At 53.7% G+C, this 19231-nt stretch carries 14 protein-coding genes and 1 tRNA gene; 12 read left to right on the plus strand and 3 right to left on the minus strand.

Features of this window, described 5'->3' with window-relative positions; translation table 11 throughout:
- Window positions 1-7 precede the first annotated feature (7 nt).
- Complete coding sequence (gene argC / locus O0S09_RS07570) at window positions 8-1000, minus strand: N-acetyl-gamma-glutamyl-phosphate reductase (protein ID WP_268923363.1); 993 nt, start codon at window positions 998-1000, stop codon at window positions 8-10.
- A 61-nt stretch (window positions 1001-1061) separates the two neighbouring features.
- Window positions 1062-2054: an ADP-ribosylglycohydrolase family protein gene (locus O0S09_RS07575; protein WP_268923364.1), complete on the minus strand. Its 993-nt coding sequence runs from the start codon at window positions 2052-2054 to the stop codon at window positions 1062-1064.
- A gap of 383 nt (window positions 2055-2437) precedes the next feature.
- On the opposite strand from O0S09_RS07575, the gene O0S09_RS07580 reads away from it, so the two are divergent.
- The 7 genes from O0S09_RS07580 to comE all read left to right on the plus strand — a co-directional run bounded on the left by O0S09_RS07580 (window position 2438) and on the right by comE (window position 11194).
- On the plus strand, window positions 2438-5305 hold the full coding sequence (locus O0S09_RS07580; protein ID WP_268923365.1) for an MEMAR_RS02690 family S-layer glycoprotein: 2868 nt from the start codon (window positions 2438-2440) through the stop codon (window positions 5303-5305).
- A gap of 286 nt (window positions 5306-5591) precedes the next feature.
- The gene (locus O0S09_RS07585; protein ID WP_268923366.1) at window positions 5592-6383 is read left to right on the plus strand and encodes an ATP-binding cassette domain-containing protein; all 792 of its coding nucleotides are present in this window, start codon (window positions 5592-5594) and stop codon (window positions 6381-6383) included.
- Window positions 6380-7087, plus strand: coding sequence for a GTP-binding protein (locus O0S09_RS07590; RefSeq protein WP_268923367.1), 708 nt, complete (start codon window positions 6380-6382; stop codon window positions 7085-7087). Before O0S09_RS07585 ends, O0S09_RS07590 begins: the two co-directional genes overlap by 4 nt.
- Window positions 7088-7618, plus strand: coding sequence for a Fe-S cluster protein (locus O0S09_RS07595; RefSeq protein ID WP_268923368.1), 531 nt, complete (start codon window positions 7088-7090; stop codon window positions 7616-7618).
- Window positions 7615-8847, plus strand: coding sequence for a methanogenesis marker 16 metalloprotein (locus tag O0S09_RS07600; protein ID WP_268923369.1), 1233 nt, complete (start codon window positions 7615-7617; stop codon window positions 8845-8847). Before O0S09_RS07595 ends, O0S09_RS07600 begins: the two co-directional genes overlap by 4 nt.
- The gene (locus tag O0S09_RS07605; RefSeq protein WP_268923370.1) at window positions 8847-10088 is read left to right on the plus strand and encodes a cysteate synthase; all 1242 of its coding nucleotides are present in this window, start codon (window positions 8847-8849) and stop codon (window positions 10086-10088) included. Before O0S09_RS07600 ends, O0S09_RS07605 begins: the two co-directional genes overlap by 1 nt.
- Window positions 10085-11194 (plus strand): sulfopyruvate decarboxylase subunit beta, encoded by a 1110-nt coding sequence (comE, locus tag O0S09_RS07610; RefSeq protein WP_268923371.1) that lies wholly within the window; start codon window positions 10085-10087, stop codon window positions 11192-11194. Before O0S09_RS07605 ends, comE begins: the two co-directional genes overlap by 4 nt.
- Before the next feature lie 157 nt (window positions 11195-11351).
- On the opposite strand, the gene O0S09_RS07615 is transcribed toward comE, so the two are convergent.
- A complete protein-coding gene (locus tag O0S09_RS07615; RefSeq protein WP_268923372.1) occupies window positions 11352-14402 on the minus strand; it encodes an MEMAR_RS02690 family S-layer glycoprotein in 3051 nt (1016 codons plus the stop codon).
- A gap of 373 nt (window positions 14403-14775) precedes the next feature.
- Here O0S09_RS07615 and O0S09_RS07620 point away from each other — a divergent pair, with 373 nt between their 5' ends.
- The 5 genes from O0S09_RS07620 to O0S09_RS07640 all read left to right on the plus strand — a co-directional run bounded on the left by O0S09_RS07620 (window position 14776) and on the right by O0S09_RS07640 (window position 17963).
- On the plus strand, window positions 14776-15654 hold the full coding sequence (locus tag O0S09_RS07620) for an NOP5/NOP56 family protein (RefSeq protein WP_268923373.1): 879 nt from the start codon (window positions 14776-14778) through the stop codon (window positions 15652-15654).
- A complete protein-coding gene (locus O0S09_RS07625) occupies window positions 15651-16253 on the plus strand; it encodes a fibrillarin-like rRNA/tRNA 2'-O-methyltransferase (protein ID WP_268923374.1) in 603 nt (200 codons plus the stop codon). Before O0S09_RS07620 ends, O0S09_RS07625 begins: the two co-directional genes overlap by 4 nt.
- Before the next feature lie 82 nt (window positions 16254-16335).
- Window positions 16336-17028: a DUF1614 domain-containing protein gene (locus O0S09_RS07630; RefSeq protein ID WP_268923375.1), complete on the plus strand. Its 693-nt coding sequence runs from the start codon at window positions 16336-16338 to the stop codon at window positions 17026-17028.
- A 103-nt stretch (window positions 17029-17131) separates the two neighbouring features.
- A tRNA-Gln gene (locus O0S09_RS07635) sits at window positions 17132-17204 on the plus strand.
- Window positions 17205-17240: 36 nt separating this feature from the next.
- Window positions 17241-17963 (plus strand): thymidylate synthase, encoded by a 723-nt coding sequence (locus O0S09_RS07640; protein ID WP_268923376.1) that lies wholly within the window; start codon window positions 17241-17243, stop codon window positions 17961-17963.
- Window positions 17964-19231 lie beyond the last annotated feature (1268 nt).

The following is a 19231-nucleotide window of genomic DNA, read 5'->3' on the forward strand; positions in this document are numbered from 1 at the left end:
AATGTTCTTACGGAAACATTCCGGGCATCCGCAGACCCTCGGTTTCCGCGTATCCGCACATGATGTTCATGTTCTGAACTGCCTGACCTGCAGCACCTTTGACGAGGTTGTCGATTGCAGAGACGGCAACGAGCCGGGTACCGTCAGCTTCGAGTTCGAAGTTGATGTCACAGAAGTTTGAACCGCGAACCCCGCCGAGTTTTGCGGTCTGGAGACGGACGAAGGCTTCGTCTTTATAGAAGGATTCATACCGCTTCTTCACCTCCTCTAGGGTTACCGGTTCGTTGAAGAGGATGTGGGCTGTAGTGATGATTCCCCGGATTGCCGGAAGCAGGTGGGGGGTGAAGTAAATCTTCGCGGAAGAACCGAGGAATGCTGCTTCCTGTTTCATCTCCGGCAGATGGCGATGCGTGGTGATTTTGTACGGAGCGATGTTTTCATCGACGTTGGGGTAATGGGTTGTCTCGGAGACGGAGTCACCTGCACCAGAAACACCGCTCTTTGAGTCGTAGATGATTGTGGCAGCAAGATCAGCAACGGGTGCTGCGGCCAGTGTTGCACCGGTCGGGAAACAGCCGGGGTTTGCGACGAAGTCCGCACCGCGGACTTCGTCACGGTGCAGTTCGGGGATACCGTACGGGGCTTTGAAGTATGCGGTATGTTTGACACCGTAGGTTTTTTCGTAGATGTCCTGCGGAAGCCGGTAGTCGGCGGACAGATCAACGGTTTTGATGCCGCGTTCGCGAAGCTGCAATGCATACTGCATTGCGGCGGTATGCGGGACGGCAAGGAAGGCGAAGTCTGCATCGATGTCGTTGACGTCCGGGTTGGTGTAATCGAGGTCGATGAGATTTTTTAAGTGTATGTGGTCTTTGGTTACGGGTGTTCCGGCAAGTTTGCGGGAGGTGGCACAGACGATGTTTGCTTGTGCGTGGGTGAGAAGCAGTCTGATGAGGTCTCCTCCGGCATAGCCGGATGCGCCGACGATCGCGATGTCCATGACTACAGTATGGGTTGCGGAAGAGATTAAATTCTGTTATGGGACGGGAAAAAGAGATGGGTTATTCGGGTTCCCAGCCGGAGTCGTAGATGCTTTCGGGTTCTTCCTGCGGTTTGGTTTCAGCGGGTTTTTCGGAGGAAGGTTGTTCAGGTTTTTGAGGATTGAGGAGTTTTTCTGCGAGGGTTTCAAATTCACCTTTCCGTTCCAGCTGAGCAATGAGCTCCTGTGGGAGTGCGGTGATGCCGTAGCGGGCACCGGTGAATGCTCCGCAGAGGAGGGTGAGGGTGTCGGCGTTGCCGCCGCAGGCGGATGCGTAGGCGAGGAGTTCGTCGGGGATGTTGTAGCGTTTGCAGAGGAATATTGCGAGGGGGAGGGTATGGTAGACAGAGGAGGAGTTGCCGATTGCTGCAAGGGCGTCGTCGATCGGCATGCCGGTTCCTTCGATGCGGATGGCGTTGTTGAGCCGGGCGGTCAGATCCTGATCCATGTTCTGAGCGGCGGTGAGGAGGGCCTGATATGCGGCGGCAATGCTTCCGGTTTCGATGAGTGTATTGAGCAGAAGAGCAAAGCCGAGTGTTGCGGCGTATACGCCGGGGTGGGTGTGGGTGATGCTGCAGGCTTCGAGGAGTTTGGGTGCCATTTCTTTGCGGTCTTTGTAGGCGAGAGCAAAGGGGATGGCGAGAGCAACACATCCGGCGCTGTCGGAGTATACGCCGGATCCGATGAGGTCATCGGTTGTTTTCATGCGTTTGCATGCGGCGTAGGTGGTTCCGTCGGGGTAGCGGAATTTGTTGAGGTTGTAGGTGCGGAGGAGTTCTTTTGCGTAGGTTTCCGGGTCCCAGCTTGCTTCGGCAAGGAGACGGGAGGCAATGAGTATGAGTTGGGAGTCGTCGGTGTACTGGCCCGGGAGCAGGTCGTGATTGGGGTGGCCTTTGTATGCACGTTTGAATCCGAGGGTGACTCCGATGAACCGGCTTACGGTGGTTTCGCCGGGCATGCCAAGGGCGTCGCCGAGTACTGCGCCGAGGAGGCATCCCTTGTATTTGTTCAGCATATATTATTTTATTGGGGTGAAGGGGGTTAATTGTTATGGTGTGTGATTTTTTTTGCAGTTTTTTGTTTGGTAGGATTCAATGTTTGTCAATGGGGAAGGATTCAATTTGTCAGGTTGTTGTTTGTTGTACTTTGTTTGTATGTTTCGGTGAGATTCTGTTATTGCGGGGACAGGCTTCGTTGATCGGTGAAATGGTTTCGTAGTGAAATTCACGAGAATTTGGCGTATTTTTGGATCGAATTTGGTAGGAAGTTTAATGGGAATTTTTTGGAGTTACATTTTTTGGAATTTTTGGATAGTGCTTTTGCGGTTTTTCGAGATTTTCTCGTATAATTATTTTTCATGATTGAATCCTCATTTAGGAGGAATTACATTTGAAAAACATGAAAATAATGGCAGTTCTCGCCGTTCTGCTCGCAGCAGCGCTCTTTGTCGGAGCAGCAGCTGCAGCAGCACCCACTGAGGGCGACAAGACTGTTAACATCACCTATCTTAATGGTAGTGTTGATACACCAATCCCAGCCGATGGCCTGAGTGTCACTGTTGGTGAGAAGGTTACCTTCAATGTGACACAGAACGCATCAGCAGGTGTCAATGTTGACTGGTCTAAGATCACGCTGAACTATACCACAACAGAGGGTTACTGGGATGATGGAATGACCATTAAGAGTGCATTTAGTGCTGCATCCATCGCTCCATTCACCTTCACTGAAGTAGGAACGTATTGGATCGCCGCAGTGAACAGCACTGATTCGAAGTTTAACTCATCCATTGTGAAAGTTATCGTCAGTGATGTTCCGGCAGCAAAGTCTTACGGCCCTGTCTTCGTTAACCAGATGATCAATGCATCAATGTTTGGCCAGAACTCTGACGTAATTCTCTACAAATTAAGCGGAGATGCAAACCCAGCAGTTCTTGACACAATTAAAGTAACAGTCGCTGACATGCGTCTGCTCTCCGAACAGGTCGGCAGCAATACTGGTGTCTGGTACATTGGAAATCCATCCAACAAAGGAGACTATGTTGCAATCTGGTATCCGGAAATCTCTCTGAAAGCAGAGCTGACCACCGGTGCAGACGGTGCAACCTCCGGTGACTCCATTGACGGCAAGACCATCAACAAGAACACTCAGATCTCCTTCATCATTGAAGCAGCCAAACTCGGCGGCGTAAATGTTGGCGGTGCGGGAGAAGCTGGTGTTGCTCAGGCAAAGATCATCTTCAGTACCCCTGTCAGTGGTAAGACCACAACCTTTGGTGTGTACGGCACACCCTCATCAGAGGCAAACTTCATTGGTCTCAATATAACTGATGCTCGGAACATTGCACTCAAGACTGGTGTTTCCGCAGGTCAGAACGCAGCTGCAGGAACCTGGACTGCTCAGGCAGAGTTTACCAGCCCCGGCACATTCTCTGACTACGCAAAGAAATCCAACATGGTATCCTTCACGATTCAGAGCACTACGCTGACCATCACCGCTGCAAAAGACTCTGTCATTCGCAGCAACCCGTTCACCGTAACGATTCAGGGTGACAGCAAGACCAACTACTCTGTCTACATCGACTCTCCGGCAATCAACGAGGTCAACCCGACCCTCCAGCCCGGACAGAGTGGATTCCAGAGCGGATTCGCACCGAGTGAGCTGACGTTTGACACTAACTACAAGATCCTGAACGGTCAGATCAACTACAGCAACTACGCATACCCAATCGGTGGAGTCTTCCAGACTGATGCAAGCGGACAGAGAACAGTCCAGTTCAACACCGCAGACAACACCGAAGACAAGACCTACACGATCAAAGTCTCAGGATTTAATGAAACTGAAAAAGCATGGGATTCTTCCAACTATGACAAAGTAAAGGTCAAAGTCGAGAAGGGAGCAGTAACCATCGCCGCATCCGGTGACGGTTCCTACTACATCGGTGACGAAATCAAACTCACCGGTACCAACACTGACAGTGACACCATCTTCCTGTTCGTAACCGGACAGAACCTCAAACAGAACGGTGTTATTCTCAAAGCACTCCCAAGCATGCGCGAAGCATATACCGCAACGAGCGGTGACACCGTAGCTGTCAAGACCGACGACACGTGGGAATACAAGTGGGACACCACCAGAATTGGTGTTGACACTGGCGCATACACTATCTATGCAACCAGCAGACTCACCAACGGTAAATCCTCTGACCCGATCGTGACGACCAGTCCTCTGGGAACAGCATGGGATGCATCCTTTGGTGTTGGAACGATCAATGATAAGTACGTCGCAGTCAAACTTTCCGACTCCGAGTATGCAACCATCTCTGTTAACCTGAAGCAGCCGTTCCTCTCCGCAGTCCCGTCCAGCACGGTCATTGCACAGGGCGACAAACTCTACATCACCGGAACAGCAGAAGGAAACCCGAGCACTCTGAAGATGTTCATCTTCGGCCCGAACTACTTCGCGGATGAATCCATCACCGTGAATGACGATGGATCCTACGAGAAGAAATTCGATATTCCGTCGGATCTTTCCTCGAACCAGTACTTCGTCGTCGTTCAGCACCCGATGTACAACGGTCTCTTCGATGTAGAACTGAAGGACGCGGGAGACTACACGTACTTCTACATTAACAACAAAACCACTGGTAACCTTGCAGGTACCCAGGGTTCCTTCATCGTAAAGGGAGATAACAAGCTCCAGGGCTCTCAGGCAGCTGATGCTCTGACCAAGATGATCGATGATGCAAACATCGATGATATCTACACGAAGCTCACGTTCACCGTTGCAGCACCGTGGATCAGAATCAACAACCCGGGAGACCAGGCAATGGGATCCAAATTCACGATTACGGGTACCACCAACCTCGCAATCAATGACCAGATCCTTGTTGAAGTGATGTCCTCATCCTTCACCGCAGTTGACAAGACCTCTACCTCCACCACCTCCGGTGTCTCACAGGCAACGAAGGTTGTTGCAGGTGACGGTACTGAAAATGTATGGTCCATCGAAGTCGACTCCACCAACTGGAAGCTTGACGAGTACACCATCAAAGTCAACGGTATCGAAGTCGATGTCTCTACCACGACCAACTTCAACCTCGTTGAGAAAGTTGTGACCACGACTCCGACCACCGCTGTACCGACCGGTGCAACCCCGACTGCAACCACTGCAAAGCCGACCGAGACCCCGAAGACTCCGGGATTCGGCGCATTCATTGCACTCGCAGGACTTGGTGCAGTAGCACTCCTCGTACTCCGCAGAAACTAACTGCGTGAAACAAAAAGAGATGGGATGTAAAACATCTCAGGAGAAATCCTGAGACACAACAACTCTCTCTTTTCAGAAAAAAACACAGACCTCTTTTGCTCTCTTGTACGAACTCTCTCCTCTCGTACAATATCATCCTGTACTACCATCCAGTACCCCACCATATCCAATATGCCGTGTTAAATATACACAACGTCAAAAAATTACCTATATAACAGTCTTAAAGTATCTCTAAAAGAACAATATCGGGGAATAATTATAACTCAAGACAACCTATCAGAAAGAGATGACACAAAGTACCTCTCCTTCCATACAAACCCTCACCATACTCCCCGGCACCACCCGCACCGGAGACCCCGAAAACTTCACCGAGATCACCATCCGTCCGGGGGACACCATCTCCATCGTCGGACCGACCGGCTCCGGCAAAACCGCATTCATCAACGACATCGAAGTCTTCGCACAGGGCGACACCATCACCAAACGAAAAATCCTCGTCAACGGATCAGAACCCGCCGACGACCTCGTCCGTGACCCCGCCAAAAAACCCATTGCCATGATCACCCAGAACACCAAATGCCTCGCCGACCTCACCGTCGAAGAATTTCTCACCATGCACCTGCGTTCCCGCAAAATGGAAAACATCGGCATCGTCGACGACGCAATCGATCTCGCCAACCAGTTCACCGGCGAAAAAATCGCCGGATGCATGCGCATGAGCTCCCTCTCCGGCGGTCAGACCCGCAGCCTCTTCGTCGCCGACGCTGTCAGCATCTCCGACACCCCGATTATTTTACTTGATGAAGTCGAAAACGCCGGCATCTTCAAAGACCGCGTCATCGAAATCCTGCGGGAAAAACACAAAGCCATCATCTTCGTCACCCACGACCCCTACGTCGCCCTCCTCACCGAAAAACGGATCGTCATGAAAGGCGGCGCCGTCGAAAAAATTCTCACCCCGGGTGACGAAGAACGGGACGCACTCACGCAGATAGCAAAGATGGACGCCGACATGATGAAACTGCGGGAACGCATCCGCTCCGGGGAGCTCCTCAGTGCCCGGAGAGTCGAAGCATGAACGTCCGGCTCATCGCAATCGCCGGACCGCCGAGTGCCGGCAAGACCGCGGTTGTCAAACAGATCATCCGGAACCTCGGCCCCGCAAAAATCGCCTACCTCAAGATCGACGTCGTACAGGCATGGGAAGACGAAGAACTTGCCGCAGAGTTCGGCATCCCCACCAAAAAAGTGTACTCCGGTGACATGTGCCCCGACCACATGGGTATCATGGTCATCCGCGACGCCCTCCTCTGGGCGGACAAACTCGGCGCCGAATACCTCCTCTACGAAAGTGCCGGCCTCTGTCTGCGATGTACTCCGTACACCGTCAACTCCCTTGGAATCTGTGTTCTTTCCGCCGTCTCCGGTACTCATGCCCCACTGAAAATGGCGCCCATGATCGCCCTCGCCGACGTTGCCGTCGTCACCAAAATTGATCTCGTATCCCAGGCCGAGAAGGAAGTCTTCCGCGAAGGAATCCGTCAGGTAGCCCCCAAGATCGACATCGTCGAAACCAACGCCATCCAGGGAACGGGCATGCGCTACCTCATGCAGGTCATCGAACAGATGGAACCTGCAAAAAGTGAAAAAGACACCCTTCGCGGAGTTCCGCCGCTCGGCGTCTGCACCATCTGCATTGGCAAAAAAGAAACCGGCTGGCAAGAACACTTCGGAGTCATACGCCCGCTCGCCGCACCCGACAACCTCTACCGGGGTGAATAGATGATCTGGACACCACCCGGAAAGAACTGTGGTGCCTGCGGTTCCTGCGGCCTTGAGGCCGCATATACCGGAGTGGATGTAACCGGCGCACCGTACGACTTCATCATCACCGCATTCCCCGGTGAACCGTCGGCACGAAAGATCGTCCTGCCTTTCCGGCCCGATCTCGTCGAAACACTCGGCATCACTGCCGGGGACATCGTCACCGGCAGACCAACCGGTGCCGGCTGCCCCGTTCAGCATGTGATCAAAGTCCTTGAGGCCGACCCTGTCTCCGGTCTCATCACTGGTCACGTTGTCGGTCCCGCATTTGCACGGGGAAACAGCGACGTCATTGACCTCAGGCACTATCATATGATAGGCTTTGAAGGAGTCGCAACCGTCGTCCGAAAAACACCGGAGTTCGGTCTCCGAATGCCGTTTCTTCCCGGTGTCTGCATGATGCACCGGACACATACCGGCGTTGTCAACATGATCATGCAGAAATCCTACGGACTCCATGTGAGAGTAGAGGGGGTCGTGATTCTATGAAATCCATTGAAAATATCAATACAAAAATTTCTGCGGGCACGGCAGTTGTCTGGACCGCATCCGAGTTCAAGAAACATATCCGTGCAGGAGATACGATAACACCAGAGGATGTCGATGTCGTCACCTGCGGAACATTCGGTATTATGTCCGGCACCGCAGCTGTCCTTGCCTTCCAGGCAGCCCCAGCGGGTTCGTTTACCCGTGCCCGACATATGACACTGAACGGAATTCCGGCACACATCGGCCCGTGCCCAAACGAGAGCAATGGCCACGTGGACGCCATGGTCTACGGTACCGCACAGTCAGATCGCCCCGGTTACGGCGGCGGTCATCTGTTTGCAGATCTCGTCGCAGGAAAATCCGTCGAGGCGATGATCGAAACCGACACCGGAACAATCACCAGACAGATCACCCTTGCTGAGATGTCCTCGGCAAAGATGATCGTCACCCGCGGCGCCTTCAAAAATTATCAGGCCTTCGTGAACCCGGGAGGGGACGCGATCACCACGATCTTTTCCGTTCTGCCGATGCAGGGAAACATGCGGGAAGCAACCTTTTCCGGATGCGGTGAGATAAATCCGCTGGAAAATGATCCGGACCTCCGGTATCACACTCCCGGAACTGTGGCGCTGGTCAACGGTGCGCCGGGTGTCATCCTCGGTACCGGCACGCGGACCTCCGCGGCAAAACCCAATCTCTCCCTCGCCGCCGATATGCGGCAGATGGATCCGAATCTCATGGGCGGATTCAAAATGGTATCCGGATGTGAGTGTCTCACCTCGGTTGCGACCGCGATTCCTGTGACGGATAGCGCCGCGATTGCGGCGCTGTCTGTTCTTGATGAGAACATATCTCTGCCGGTTGCAAACGTTGCGAACCGGACCGCGTTTGATACCGCGACCTATGCCGATGCGTGGAGCGGGGATGCCCGCGTCCGTGCCGCTCCGGATAACTGCAAAACTCCGGACTGCACCCGGTGCCGCGACCTCTGTCCCCGCGAGGCGATACGGTCTGACCTGACGATTACGAAATCCTGTATGGGGTGCCTGACCTGTGTTGCGGTCTGTCCCGATCACGTCTTTTCGGCAAAGACCGGATCGCTTCACACCGCGTCCGGTAGTATTCCGATTGTGCTGCGGCAGTCCGACCGGGTTCGGGGAGAACTTGCAGCACGGCTGCTGCGTGACAGAATACGAGCCGGCAGCTGGAAACTCGGAGGCGGTGTCTGATGGGTGACTACACGCTTCGCTGTGTTGCCGGGGGCGAGAGCCTGCCGGAACGGTATACGCTTTCCTGTAAGGAACATGCCGGTCTCATCCGGACGGAGTATGCGGCACGGCAGTTGACCGTCCGCCCGGAGCTGCCGGGAATGTTCCGGTACCTCGACTGGCTGCCGGTTCACGGGACGCTCCCTACCCAAACGCGTCCGGTAACGTTCCGCAGTGAGTCACTCTGCCACGAGCTTGGTCTGCCGAATCTCTGGGTGACGTTTACGGGTTACTATCCCGAACGGGAATGTTTTGTTGCGACGGGGTCGTTCAAGGAACTTGAGGCGCTGCCGACCACCGTTCGCCTCGCCGAGAATGGCGGGGGTACGCTGGTCGTTGCATCCGCCGGAAACACGGGCCGGGCGTTTGCCCAGATGGCAGCGGAGTTCGGGACACCGGTTATTATTGTGGTGCCGGAGACGTCGGCGAAGAGTCTCTGGACGGTGACGGAGCCCAAACAGCCGGACGCGATCAAACTGATCACGGTCCGGGGTGATTATACGGATGCGATTGCGGTTGCAAACCGTATCACGGAGCGCCCGGGATATCTGCCGGAGGGCGGGGCGAAGAATGTCGCCCGCCGTGACGGTATGGGAACGGTGATGCTGGATGCGGTGGTGACGATTGGACGCATGCCGGATCATTATTTCCAGGCGGTGGGTTCCGGTACCGGCGGCATTGCGGCATGGGAGGCTGCAATGCGGCTTGCAGCCGACGGGCGGTTCGGCAGTGAGGTGCCCCGGCTGCATCTTGCACAGAATCTGCCGTTTGTTCCGATGGTGCATGCCTGGAAGGAACGGCGTGCTCTGCTGCTCGAACGGGATATGCCGGATGCGGCAGAGGCGATTGCGCAGGTGTCGGCGCCGGTTCTGACGAACCGGGCGCCGCCCTACAGTATGCCGGGCGGGGTGTTTGAGGCGATGATGTACTGCGGCGGCGATATGTATGCCGTCAGCAATGCGGACGCGAGGGATGCGGGACGCCTCTTCTCCGATGCGGAGAATGGTATCGATCTGGATCCGGCTGCGGCGGTTGCAACCGCTGCACTGATCTCTGCGGTCAACTGCGGAGCAGTTGACCGCAGGGATACGATTACGCTGAACATCACCGGCGGCGGGTATGCACGGGTTCGTGAGGAACGCGGTGTCTTCCCAGTACCGGTGACGGCAACGGTGCATGCGGATGAGGTGCCGGAGGTATGAACGAGGAGATTGTGCTCCGCGTTCTTGCGGAGCAGGGTATTGATCTTGTTGCGTCGCTGCCGTGCGATAAGAACAAGCGGCTGACGGCTCTGTTGCCGACGAAGTTTCCGGTGATGGATCTGGCCCGTGAGGAGGACGGCGTGGGAATTTGTGCGGGTGCGTATCTCGGAGGCAGGAAACCGGTGATGTCGATTCAGAGTTCGGGTCTGGGGAATATGCTGAATGCGCTGATGTCGTTGTCACGGGTGTATTCTCTGCCGCTGCCGATTCTTGCAAGCTGGCGGGGTGTCTGCAATGAGGCTATCTGTGCGCAGATTCCGTTCAACGAGCCGCTGCCGAAGCTTCTGGATGTGTACGAGATTCCGTACCGGATCTTTTCGACGGGTGAGGATCTGGAAGGGCTTGGTGAGGTGATCGCCGGAGCGTATGAGGGTCACACTCCGTACGTTGCGCTGATCAAGCCGTCGTGCTGGGAGCCGCAGGAACCGGTTGAGATTGTGTATCCGCTGCGGGAAGCGCCGGCGCGGACGATGGCACTTCCGGGGTATGGAAGGCCGGAGATGAAACGGCTGGATGCTATCCGGGTGGTTGCGGAGTTTGCGGATGCGGATACGGTTCTTGTTTCGAATATTGGTGTTCCGTCGAAGGAGCTGTATGCGTCGAAGGATCGGGCGGGGAATTTCTATATGCTGGGGAGTTATATGCAGGCGTCGGCGATTGGTCTCGGCTGTGCGGTTGCGATGCCGGAAAAACGGGTGGTGGTGATCGACGGAGACGGGAGTCTTTTAGGTTCTGCGGTACTGCCGGTTGTGGCTGCAGCGGGGTGTTCGAATCTGACGATTGTGGCTCTTGATAACGGGACGTTCGGGAGTACGGGGAATCAGATGAGTCCTGCGTATGCGACGGCGGACTTGGGGTTCCTTGCTCTTGGGGCGGGGATTGCTTCGGTTGAGCGGGCGTGTTCTGCGGAGGAGCTGCGGGATGCTCTGGAGCGGGGAACGCGGTTTGTGCATGTGCTTCTTGCGCCCGGAAATTCTGCGTCGCCGAATATTTCATTGTCCCCGGCGGAGATCCGGGATCGGTTTATGCGGTTCTGCCGTGAGTGAGCGGGCAGAATTTTTTTTGAAATTTTTTTCTTCCCTTTTTTTGATTGGAAGTTTTTTTGAAAAGAGCTTGAGATTTTTTTCTGAAAAGAGAGAGAGTTGTTGTGTCTCAGGATTTCTCCTGAGATGATGTACATCTCACTCTTTTTGTTTCACGCAGTTAGTTTCTGCGGAGTACGAGGAGTGCTACTGCACCAAGTCCTGCGAGTGCAATGAATGCGCCGAATCCCGGAGTCTGGGTCGGAGTAGTCGTTGCGGGTGCAGTGGTGGTGGTCGGAGTTGCTCCGGTTGCAGTTGCGGTCGGAGTCGGGGTCACGACTTTCTCAACGAGGTTGAAGTTGGTCGTGGTGGTTACATCGACTTCGATACCAGATGCCTTGATAGTGTACTCATCGAGTTTCCAGTTGGTAGTATCAACTTCAACAGTCCACGTGTTGTCGCCACCATTTCCTGCAACAACCTTGGTGGTCTGAGAGACACCGGAGGTGGTGGAGGTGGAAGTCTTGTCAACTGCGTTGAAGGAAGAAGATACAACCTCAACAAGGATCTGATCATCAACTGCAAGGTTGGTGGTACCAGTGATCGTGAACTTGGATCCCAGTGCCTGGTCTCCCGGGTTAACGATCTTGATCCATGGCTCGGCAACAGTGAAGGTCAGCTTGGTGTAGATATCATCAATGTTGGCAGAGTCAATCATCTTGGTGAGTGCGTCTGCTGCATTGGATCCCTGAAGCTTGTTGGTACCTTCGACAACGAAGGATGCCTGCAGACCTGCGGTTCCTGCAGTAGTGTTACCGAAGTTCTTGATTTCGAGGGTTGTGTAAACTGAGCCAAGTTTGTCGGGGACAACCTCATTCTGGTTGTCGTAGTAGACCTGCTTCACATCAATTTCGTTGTTGTACATCGGGTGTTCAATGACAACGAAGTACTGGTTGGATGCCCACTCGGATCCGATGTCGAGTTTCTTTTCGTAGGTTCCATCATCTTCGACGGTGATGGATTCTCTCTGGTACTTGTTCGGACCAAAGATATAGAGCATCAGGGTGCTCGGGTCGCCTTCTGCGGTTCCACGGATGTAGATCTTATCGCCTTTTGCGACAATAGTTCCGGATGGGACTGCGGAGAGGAACGGCTGTTTCAGGTTGACGGAAACGGTTGCATACTCGGAGTCAGAGAGTTTGACTGCATAGTAGGTAGTTGTATCGCCTACAACGACTTTCTTACCGTATTCGGTAACACTGGTTTCTGCATCGCTGGATGCTTTACCATTCGTCAGGATGCTGGTTGCATAGATTGTGTATGCACCGGTGTCAAGTCCGCACTTTGAGGTGTCCCACTTGTATTCCCAGGTGTTGTCAGTCTTGACAGCAATCGGGTTTGCGTTGTAGAGTGCTCTGGATGCGGTTGCTTCTTTGTTTGCAACTTCTTTCAGCTGAATACCATCAACAGCAAGGTTCGGACCGGTAATGAACAGGAAGATGTTGCTACTGTCAGTGTTGGTACCGGTGAGTTTAATCTCTTCACCGATGTAGTAAGAACCATCACCGGATGCAGTGACGGTTACTGCTCCTTTTTCGACTTTGATCTTTACGGAGTCGTAATCGGTTACGTCTGCATTGTTGTAAACTTTGACGGTGTAGGTCTTGTCTTCGGTGTCACCTGCGGTGTTGTACTGGACAGTGCGCTTTCCGCTTGCATCTGTCTCAAAGAGACCGTAGGTGTACTTACCGTTCTGGATAAGAGCAGAGTCACCCATCTTGCCTTTGACATCGCTGCTGATTCCGGTTACATCCTGCTGACCACTCTGGGAGGGCTGGAGGTATGGGTTGATGTCAGAGCCGCTAATGCCATCAAGGTAGATTGCATACTTGGCGTTTGCTTTGCCACCGATAGTGACCGTGAACGGGTTGCTGCGAACAACAGAGTCCTTTGCTGCAGTTACGGTGAGCGTGTCACTCTGGAGCGTGAAGGAGATCGTGTTGGATTTGTCAGCATAGTTCTTGAAGTAGTCCGGTGCGGAGAATTCTGCCTGAGCGGTGTAGGTTCCGGCTGCGGCGGTTGATCCGGCTGCGGAGAAGTTTGCGAGAACTTTTACTGCATTAATCTTGACGTCTTTGTAGTCGGCGTCTCCAAACTGGGTGGTCTTACCTCCTGCCGGAGTGGTAAAGACAATCTTTGCGGTTGCAAGGGTTGTTGCATAGCTGGTTCCGAGTTTCGGGGCTTCGATGAGGAAGCTGACCTTGGTGTTTTTGCCAACGGTCTTTCCATCGATGGAGTCACCCTCGGTTTCACCGTTTTCCCCAGTTGTGAGCTCTGCTTTCAGGCTCAGTTCAGGATACCAGATGTTGATGACCGTGTCGTCCCCGCCAGTTGTAGAGTATGCACCGTAGTTTCCTTTGACGACTGAGTCAAGGAGGTTGAAAATACCATTTTCACCGCTAATGACGTTGACGACCTGGGACTTGCCGATCTCGTCTTTGTACATCGTCAGCGTTGTTGCACCATCACCTGTGTCAATAACCTGATAGACGAATGCATTCGGTGCGCTTGCAATTGGTGCAGGGGCAACTGAGACAGCATTTACGGTAGTAACTGAGGCTGCGTCACATGTTGCCAGGTATGGGGTAGCACCGGATGAAGTACCAACACCTTTCAATGCAATTGTGATCGTACCTGCAGATTCAAATGAACCTAATTCAACGAGTACTGCATTTGTAGAGGTATCTACCGTAACTTCTTTTTCTACTGGGGTGGTTGTACCCAGTGTCGCGATTACCGTTGCGAAAAGGCCAGTGGTAGCGGCGGGTTTCTGACCGTTGACCGTTGCGTTGAGCTTAACGGTTACGTCCTTTCCAACTGCGACCACGGAGGGAACATCCTCAAATGCAAGCTGTGCTACAGTGATGTTCTTCGCACTATCCAGAACTCCATCACCCACGGAAAGGGGGGCTGCAGATGCAGTAAAGTTTCCAGAATAGGTCAGTATATAGTTCTGGGCAGTTCCATTCAGAATTGGATCGCCCGCAATGACTTTGTGAGTCGTTGCATCAAATGGATAGAGGTCATCTCCCTGTGTTGTACCTGAAATGGTGATATTTTCACCAACAAAGGCATATCCATCCGCAGCAACCACTCTTGCGTCGGCTGCGGAAACCGCACCCACACAAAGCGCTGTTGCGAGCAGAACGGCGAGAACTGCCATTATTTTCATGTTTTTCAAATGTAATTCCTCCTAAATAAGGATTCAATCAAAAAATCTGAAAATCCCAAAAAATAACAAAATCCAACAAAACACCGAAGATCACCCCCAATAAACCAGACAAATTTCCCATACCAATTGAAAATCCTTTCAAAAAAACAGCAGAAACAACACAAAATTTAAAAACAATCTCTTTCAGCAATCGACGAACACCCCAAAATCAGGTACAACCAGATAGTAGCAACAGGGCACACAAAGTACCACACACGCAACCCCCAAAATATTGAATCCTACCAAAACCACAGATTGAATCCTACCAAACGCCGAACGAGACAAGAGCATCATCCGCATATCTATATCCCCGACGAAAAACACACTATATTATATGTACTGGTACGGGTCGGGAACCGACATCTCAACAGACCCAGCAGAGGTTGCTGCACGACTGCGGGCAGTAAAAACCGATATGACGGCGTACGTTCCCTGCGACTGGCGGCAGGCGCAGCAGCTTGGTCTTGTCCGGGATCGGCAGGAGTACCTCGAGGCTGTCCGGCGGGTCACAATCTACATGGCCGAAGAGGGAATTGCGGCTGCGTCGCAGGAGAAGGATGTGGAGCTTCTGCAGATGGTGCGGACGCTTGATGAGATGGATACGGTGATCAATCTCCTTACGGAGCGGCTGGTTGACTGGTATATTTCCATCACGCCGTCGTTTTCCCGTAAGTACCGGGGTTCGGGAGCGGGCGCTGCCCGGCTTTTGCCGATGATCGGGAAGAAGGGGACGGAGCCGATGAAGAAGGTTGCCAAAGAGATTTTGTCGATGTCTGCGGCGCGGACGAGTCTGATGAAGGAGGTTTCGCATAAGGCGGTTGTGGTGATTCCGAATATGAGTGCGCTGGTGGGCGGTCTGGTGGCCGCCCGCCTGATGTCGCGGGCCGGGGGGCTTGCGGCGGTTGCGCGGATGCCGGGGTCGTCGATTCAGGTGATTGGTGCGGAGGGGGCGCTGTTTTCGCATATCCGGACGGGGACGCCGTCGCCGAAACACGGTATCGTGTTTCAGCACCGGCGGGTGCATAATGCGCCCCGCGAGGTGCGGGGTGCGGTGGCGCGTGCACTTGCGGCGAAGCTGGCGATTGCGGCACGGCTGGATTATTTCCGGGGGGAGCTTGATGCGGTGTTTGTGGATGCGGCGAATGCGCGGATTGACGGGTTGATGGGGACGGGCACAGGGACCGAGCCGATGAAAAAGGAGGTGCGGAAGTGATTTCGATTGACGGGACGCTGGTGTCGAGAGGGGAAGGCGGGGTATACGGGGAGCGGATGATGGGGGAGTTCCGGGTGTGGGATCCGTACCGGAGTAAGTTTGCGGCGTTGTGGTATCTGGATGGTTCGACGGATTTGCCGGAGGGTGCGGTGGTGCTGTATCTTGGTGCGGCGAACGGGACGACGGTTTCGCATGTGGCGGATTATGCGGAGGCGGTGTATGCGGTGGAGTTTGCGCCGCGTCCGATGCAGGATCTGCTGGTGGTTGCGAGGAAGCGGAAGAATATTGTGCCGATTTTTGGGGATGCGACGCAGCCGCAGCGGTATGCGCCGCTGGTAGAGGCGGTGGATCTGGTGTATCAGGATGTGGCACAGCCGAATCAGGCGGCGATTGCGATCCGGCATCTGCCGTTTTTGCGGTCGGGGGGACGGGTGATTCTGATGCTGAAGACGCGGAGTGTGGATGTCCGGAAGTGTCCGGAGGAGGTGTTTGCGGATACGTGTGCGGAGCTGGAGGCTGCGGGGCTGCGGGTTGTCGCGGCGGTGTGGCTTTTGCCGTATCATGCGGATCATGCGGCGATTGTGTGTGAGCGGGTGTGAATACTGTTTTATATTTTTTTGACGTAGTAGTGGTATGAGCCGGTTGGTGTTTAGTCCGTTGTCGATCTGGTTTTTGCTGGGTTTGATTCTGTTGGTTGTGGTGGGGTTGCCGTTGTTGTTTTTGGGGGTGATTGGTGCGGCGTTGTCGCGTCTTGGTTTTAGTTTCTGGGTGGTTGTGCTGTTGCTTGTGGTGATTGTGGTGGGGAGTTTTGTGAATGTGCCGCTGTGTACGATGCGGCGAGGGGAGGGGAGGGTGCGGAGGCCGCGTGGGCAGTATGCGCCGTCGATGTATGATCGGATGTACCGGACGGATCGGTGGGAGTGTGAGGATGAGTGCGGGATGGCGGTTTCGGTGAATCTGGGGGGAGCGGTTGTGCCGGTGTTGATTTCGGTGTATTTGATTGGTCTGGTTGTTATGGGGGAGGTTGCGGGGGGCGAGTGGTTTTTGGTGCGGGTGGCTGCGGCGGTTGGTGTGGTGAGTGTGGTGATGTTTTTTGCGGCACGGCCGGTGCGGGGGATTGGTGTTGCGACGCCGTTGTTTGTGGGTCCGCTGGTGACGGTTGCGGTGTCGCTGATGTTGTGCGGGGGGTTTGGGCTGCCTGCGGCGATGATGGGGTTTGTTGCGGGGACGCTGGGGACGCTGATTGGTGCGGATCTTTTGCACTTGCGGGAGGTTTATGAGGGAGGTTGCGGGATGTTGTCGATCGGGGGTGCGGGGACGTTTGACGGAATTTTTCTGACGGCGATTGTTGCGGCGCTTCTGGCGTCGTTTTGATGGTTTGCGAGATATGTTTTTGTTGATGGTGGTGGACTGTCAGCGTGATGAATGAGAATCGTTATGTTAATTAAGGTTTGATGCGTATTTAGTAAGGCAATATAGCCCGTTAGTGTAGTGGTCAATCATGGGGGACTCTGGATCCCTCGACAGCAGTTCGAATCTGCTACGGGCTACTTCTTTTATGTGATTGTGTTCAATCTTATTATGCTATGAAGGTTATTCGTGCGCCGAGTCTGGGTCGTGCTCATGAGCTTGTTGTCCGGTATATTTTGCAGAGTGGTTCGTTTCTGCGGACGGAGAATGGGGAGGATACGATTGAGACGGATGAGGTGTGTCTGCGGGTGGAGACGCCGCTGGCCGCTCCGATGAGTTCTCCGTGTTCGCGGTTTAAGGAGTCGTTTTTGGATTCGTATGCACATAATCTGTTGTTCGGGTCGGATGCGGTGTTTGAGTATGATTATCACGGGCGGTTGTTTGATTGGGGGTGCGGGTTGTGCGATGGGGAGGGGGAGGTGCATTGTGATCAGGTGCGGTATATTGTTGAGAAGTTGCGGGAGTCGCCGGAGTCGCGGCGGGCGGTGGGGGTTACGTGGTGTCCGCCGGTTGATGGGCGGCTGGGGGATTGTCCGTGTTTGCAGTTGGTTCAGTGTGTGGTGCGGGAGGGGCGTCTGGATATGAAGGTGGTGTTCCGGAGTAATGATATGTTGTCTGCGGCGGGGGCGAATATGTTTGCGCTGGCGCGGTTGCAGGAGTTTGTGGCGGGGGAGGTGGGGGTTGCGGTGGGGGCGTATACGCATGTTTCGCTGGTGCCGCATATTTATTTCCGTCGGGATGCGGCGGATATTCTTCCGTTTTGTCAGGAGGGACGAGCGTTTACGCCGGACGAGATGGTGTGCCGGGCGTGCGGGGGCTGTGCGCTTGCACGACGGTAATTTTTTTTGAATTTTTTTGGAAAAGAGCGGGGATGTTTTTTTTCAAGGTGGTGTGTACATATAGCCGGACCTTGTCGGGGGTGACGTGGGGAGTTCTATCATAATGTACATCCGGTGATGGGTGATGTACACGGTGAGAGACGGTACGGGTATATGCTTCCACTTTGGCCAACAGTGTTGCTGTTGGTTATTGTATAATGTTACGTGAAATGATATGTAACTTTGGGTCGGGGCAATGGGGTTGGGTGTTCTGAGTGTTGATGGGGAAGGCACTATTATAGTAGTGCGGGCGGGGAGTTGTCCATATGTCATACGTATGGTGTGCGGGGGGTTGCGCCGGATGTGATGTGACGGGAAGATTCCGTAGATTTTTCCGGAACGTTTTTTTTTCTGGACATTGTAGGTGAGTGAGTGGTGAATGGGTAGGAAGAAAAAAAAACGCAGATAACGCAGATGCGCCTAATGGCGCTGCTTCGCTCATCGCATTTGCTCTTCGTCGCTCGCCATCCCGTCCGAGCGGACGGGTGGCGTTGCTATCGCAAGCGCGACGGCAAATGCTCGCGAAGCTCCCACTCATCCCTTATCCTGCACCAGCTTCGCGAGCATTTTTAGCTGCGTTTGCGACAGCAACGAGCAGCCGCCCGATTCCGGGCGGGCGAGAGCAGCGTTAAGAAAATGCGATGAGCGAAGCAGCGGCGCGAAGCGACGCATCTGCGTTATCTGCGTTTTTTTCCTACTCACTCACCTACAATGTCCAGAAAAAATTTACTAAATACTTTCGTCACATCACATACACAAGAGTGTTGGTACGGAGCACATTTTTTTGTGTGTGAGGGTGTGTGCGGGATTTTTTTCAAAAAAAATTTTCCGCGAGAGAAAAAAATCGTTCGGAGAGAGCTGCGGTCGGAAAGATTTTCCCGCACGGGGTCGAATAGAGAAGGGAGTGTGCGGCGGGTCAGTATGCGGTCTGCCCTCCGTTGTTTGTCGAAGGATTTTTCAACAAAAAATCAAGGGGAGGAGGGGTAAGATGAGGATCATTTTCTTGCGCTGTTCGGTGTTTTTTGCGATGTTCCGATCGCTAACCCTACCAAATGTAGGATTTAACCTTTTTTGACCACAAAGCCTATTATACCCCATGCACAAATATCAAAGCATATTCCGTTGATCGGAGTATAACCCTTGCAGAATGATTATTCGACATCTGTCGAATGTCACGTATTGCATGTATCACATGCAGAAAATTAAATCCTAATTTAGGAGGAATTACA

It is taken from the genome of Methanocorpusculum vombati (assembly GCF_026891935.1).
GTDB lineage: Archaea > Halobacteriota > Methanomicrobia > Methanomicrobiales > Methanocorpusculaceae > Methanocorpusculum > Methanocorpusculum vombati.

Coding starts and splice junctions, on each gene's coding strand:
- O0S09_RS07580 (WP_268923365.1), top strand. CDS start 2,438: ATGAAAATAATGGCAGTTCTCGCCGTTCTGCTCGCAGCAGCGCTCTTT.
- O0S09_RS07590 (WP_268923367.1), top strand. CDS start 6,380: ATGAACGTCCGGCTCATCGCAATCGCCGGACCGCCGAGTGCCGGCAAG.
- O0S09_RS07585 (WP_268923366.1), top strand. CDS start 5,592: ATGACACAAAGTACCTCTCCTTCCATACAAACCCTCACCATACTCCCC.
- O0S09_RS07615 (WP_268923372.1), bottom strand. CDS start 14,402: ATGAAAATAATGGCAGTTCTCGCCGTTCTGCTCGCAACAGCGCTTTGT.
- O0S09_RS07575 (WP_268923364.1), bottom strand. CDS start 2,054: ATGCTGAACAAATACAAGGGATGCCTCCTCGGCGCAGTACTCGGCGAC.
- comE (WP_268923371.1), top strand. CDS start 10,085: ATGAACGAGGAGATTGTGCTCCGCGTTCTTGCGGAGCAGGGTATTGAT.
- O0S09_RS07640 (WP_268923376.1), top strand. CDS start 17,241: ATGAAGGTTATTCGTGCGCCGAGTCTGGGTCGTGCTCATGAGCTTGTT.
- O0S09_RS07600 (WP_268923369.1), top strand. CDS start 7,615: ATGAAATCCATTGAAAATATCAATACAAAAATTTCTGCGGGCACGGCA.
- argC (WP_268923363.1), bottom strand. CDS start 1,000: ATGGACATCGCGATCGTCGGCGCATCCGGCTATGCCGGAGGAGACCTC.
- O0S09_RS07595 (WP_268923368.1), top strand. CDS start 7,088: ATGATCTGGACACCACCCGGAAAGAACTGTGGTGCCTGCGGTTCCTGC.
- O0S09_RS07620 (WP_268923373.1), top strand. CDS start 14,776: ATGTACTGGTACGGGTCGGGAACCGACATCTCAACAGACCCAGCAGAG.
- O0S09_RS07605 (WP_268923370.1), top strand. CDS start 8,847: ATGGGTGACTACACGCTTCGCTGTGTTGCCGGGGGCGAGAGCCTGCCG.